At 45.4% G+C, this 3783-nt stretch carries 4 protein-coding genes; all 4 read left to right on the top strand.

Features of this window, described 5'->3' with window-relative positions; all coding sequences use genetic code 11:
* On the top strand, positions 1 to 290 hold a 290-nt coding region (locus ACYVRH_RS11205), incomplete at its 5' end, for a hypothetical protein (protein WP_461256999.1).
* Positions 287 to 1177: an AmmeMemoRadiSam system radical SAM enzyme gene (gene amrS, locus ACYVRH_RS11200; protein ID WP_461256998.1), complete on the top strand. Its 891-nt coding sequence runs from the start codon at positions 287 to 289 to the stop codon at positions 1175 to 1177. The genes ACYVRH_RS11205 and amrS, both read left to right, overlap by 4 nt.
* Complete coding sequence (gene uvrB / locus ACYVRH_RS11195) at positions 1164 to 3149, top strand: excinuclease ABC subunit UvrB (protein WP_461256997.1); 1986 nt, start codon at positions 1164 to 1166, stop codon at positions 3147 to 3149. The genes amrS and uvrB overlap by 14 nt, the downstream gene beginning before the upstream one ends.
* Before the next feature lie 56 nt (positions 3150 to 3205).
* A complete protein-coding gene (locus ACYVRH_RS11190) occupies positions 3206 to 3547 on the top strand; it encodes a hypothetical protein (protein ID WP_461256996.1) in 342 nt (113 codons plus the stop codon).
* Positions 3548 to 3783 lie beyond the last annotated feature (236 nt).

Raw genomic sequence — 3783 nt, 5'->3', positions numbered from 1 at the left:
CAAGAACGCATCCGTCTGAGAAAAATAAACTTATCCTTGTGTATGATCCGCTGGGAAACGAACCGGTTGTGCTGGAATTTAAGCTTGATGATATATTGTTTGTTGAGGAAGTTCCCTCCGCCGTTACCGAAGCGGGCGAGGGCGTGCTGTTGGTAAAGCTTTGGGTAAAACGCGGCGCGGTCGGCATGATTCTTGAACCTTTCGAGGTAAATGAACTGGCGCAGGCTGTCGGCAAAGCGCGGGCGGTTAAAGAGCGCATCCTTCAAAACCAGCCGCAGGCAGGCGCGTGACGGGCATTGCGAATTTTTCCCTATTTAAACGCTCTCCGCTTTTTCTCTCTGAGACAGACGGCGGCGTTTGTTGCGAGCTTTGCCCTAACAAGTGCGTGATAAAAAGCGGCAAATTTGGCGCGTGCGGGGTAAGGGGAAACAAGGGCGGAAAGGGAATAATTCCCTTTTACGGATTTATCTCCGCGCTTGCGCTTGATCCAATAGAAAAAAAACCTCTGTATCATTTTAAACCTCGCACAAAGATACTCTCACTCGGTTTTGCCGGCTGTAATCTCCATTGCCCTTTTTGCCAGAATTGGCATATCTCCCAAAATACGGACATACCGGGAAAATGGATGCAGCCGGGCGAAATTATTTCCGCCGCTCTGAAACAAGATTCTCCGTCTATCGCTTACACGTACTCGGAGCCTCTTATTCATATTGAGTATCTTTTGGACTGCATGACGCTTGCGCGAAGGCACGGAATAGCCAATGTGCTGGTAACCAATGGCTGTATCAAAGCAAAAGCCGCCGCCGAAATTTTAAAACTTACGGATGCGGCAAACGTGGACTTAAAAACTTTTTCCGAAGAAACATACAAAAAAACACTGATAGGCGATTTGCAGACAGTGTGTGACTTTATCGCCCTTTGTCACAAGATGGGAGTTCATCTGGAAATTACAACCCTTGTCGTGCCCGATTTAAATGACTTAAGTGACGAACTTGGCAAAACTGCGGATTTTATCGCTTCTGTCAGTAAGGAAATCCCATGGCACCTGACTGCCTATCATCCCGATTACCGATGGAACGCTCCGCCCACAGACAGGGATTTTCTTTTACGCGCGGCAAAAGAAGCGGAAAAAAAATTGACGTTTGTTCATACGGGGAATATTCATGCGCCAATTTGAAGTAGTATCGCCTTTCCAACCCGCAGGAGATCAGGGCGAGGCAATTTCCGCGTTAGCTGAAGGCATACGGGCGGGAGACAAGTATCAAACTTTGCAGGGCGTTACAGGTTCAGGGAAAACTTTCACTATGGCGAAGATAATCGAAGCGGTGCAAATGCCTACGCTGATTGTCAGCCACAACAAGACGCTCGCCGCGCAGCTTTACCGCGAGTTTAAAGGTTTTTTTCCTAACAACGCCGTTGAGTACTTTGTTTCCTACTACGATTACTACCAGCCGGAAGCTTATGTCGCAAGCAGAGATTTGTACATCGAAAAAGACGCTTCAATAAATGACGAAATAGAACGAATGCGTCTCTCTGCGGCGAGAAGCATGATGGAACGCGAGGATGTAATCATCGTCGCGACAGTCTCCTGCATTTACGGCATGGTAACCCCCGACGTATACAAAAAAATGACTGCTACTTTTTCAAAAGGCGAAACCGTCGATGTCGATTCGTTAATCCGCAGATTTGTGGAATTGCAATATGAGCGCAACGACGCGGTTCTCGAGCGCGGGCGTTTCCGCAGGAGGGGCGACACGCTTGAAATTTACCCCGCCTACATGGAAGAAGCCTACCGCGTCGATTTGGATTGGGATAAAGTTGAGCGTATCCGCCGTTTTAACCCCGTATCAGGTGAAATGCTTGAAGATTTAGACCGCGCTCTTATTTATCCCGCCAAACAGTTTGTTATGCCCGGCGAAATGATACAAAACGCGATGGGTGCGATTAAGCAGGAACTAAAAGAGCGCCTAGAGTATTTTAAAAACAACGGCAAAATTATCGAAGCTGAAAGATTAAAAACCCGCGTTGAATACGACATTGAAATGCTTACAGAAATGGGCTACTGTTCCGGCATTGAAAATTACTCCGCTCATTTGGCAGGACGCAAAAGCGGCGAAACCCCTGACACGCTTGTAGATTATTTCCCGAAAAGACATTTAACATTTATTGATGAAAGCCACGTTACCCTGCCGCAGTTAGGCGCCATGTACGCCGGAGACCGCAGCCGCAAGCAGAGTCTTGTCGATTACGGCTTCCGTCTTCCCTGCGCCCTTGACAATCGCCCCCTCCGCTACGATGAATTTGTCGAGCGGTTGGATAAAACAGTTTTTGTTTCCGCCACGCCGGGAAAAACCGAGATTGAGCAATCGGCAAGGGTAGTACAACAGCTAATACGCCCCACAGGACTTTTAGACCCGGAAATAGAAGTGCGTCCCAGCGAAGGTCAAATGGAAGACATTTACGGCGAAGTGCAGAAACGCATTAAGGTAAAAGAACGCTCCCTTATCCTCACCCTGACAAAAAAAATGGCGGAAGACCTTACGGATTACCTATCCGGTCTTGGTTTGAAAGTCCGCTACATTCACAGCGAGGTAGAAACAATCGAACGCGTGGAAATACTCACCCAACTGCGTCAAGGCGATTTTGACATTCTTGTAGGAATCAATCTGTTACGCGAAGGCATCGATCTGCCCGAAGTTTCATTTATAGCGATTCTTGACGCTGACAAGATCGGCTTTTTACGCTCGCTTACAAGCCTTGTGCAGATAATCGGGCGCGCCGCGCGTAACGCCGCCGGAAAAGTAATAATGTACGCCGACCGCATGAGCGAAGCGATGGAAAAAGCAATAACCGAAACAAACCGCCGCCGCGAAATACAAGTAGCGTATAACAAAAAACACGGCATAACTCCGGCGACAGTTAAAAAAGCAATTGCGGAAATACTGACGCGCCATGTTGAAGAAGCAGATAACGCGGCGGCAACTACGGTTGAAGTTTTAAAGAACTCCTACAATGTGCTGATTCCCGCTCAGCGCAAACAGTTGATTAAAGCTCTGGAGAACGAGATGCTGGAACACGCGAAAAAATTGGAGTTTGAGCAGGCGGCGGCTATTAGGGATGAGATTGCGCGGATTAAAGAGATGGGGTAAGAAATAAATTGTTATTAAATAAATTACTATGTTTTTAAACTATGAGGAGGTTCTATATGGAAAAATCATATTACCTTCAAGAAAAAATTTATTCTTTATATTGTTTAGAATATAATGAATCATTTTGGGTTGGAGCAAAACGTGTTAGATATGAAGTAGATTTAAGAATTTCACATGAATATGATGAATTTTCAAAATCAAAGTTATATTCATGGCAGAATGAATTTAGAATTGCTGTAGATTTAAGCTATGGAAAAGCAGACAAAGAAACATGGGAAGATATGACCGATTTTTGTAGAATTGATTTTCTCAATGCCGGGGGCAAAGTCGATATGAACGCGGATAGATTGCCGCTTACCTTACAAATAGGGGATGTTCGTGATTATATCTATTATTAATATCTTGTTTAACGTTCCGGTTGTAACTGAGCCGCCGAAGGCGGCGAAGCTGTTACCGGCCTGTTACACGATGATTTTTTTACCCCGATGACGAACCGAAAACCGCCATTGACGGCGGTTTGCGTGGGATCATGCCTTACATTAATTCATTTATAGATTCATTTTTAAATATTTTTATCCAATTTCTTTTACCATACATAAATCTGATTAAGTATACATATTTTTTATCCTTGTTA

This window comes from Treponema sp. R80B11-R83G3 (assembly GCF_054786115.1).
This window is presented reverse-complemented; position numbering and strand designations above follow the sequence as displayed.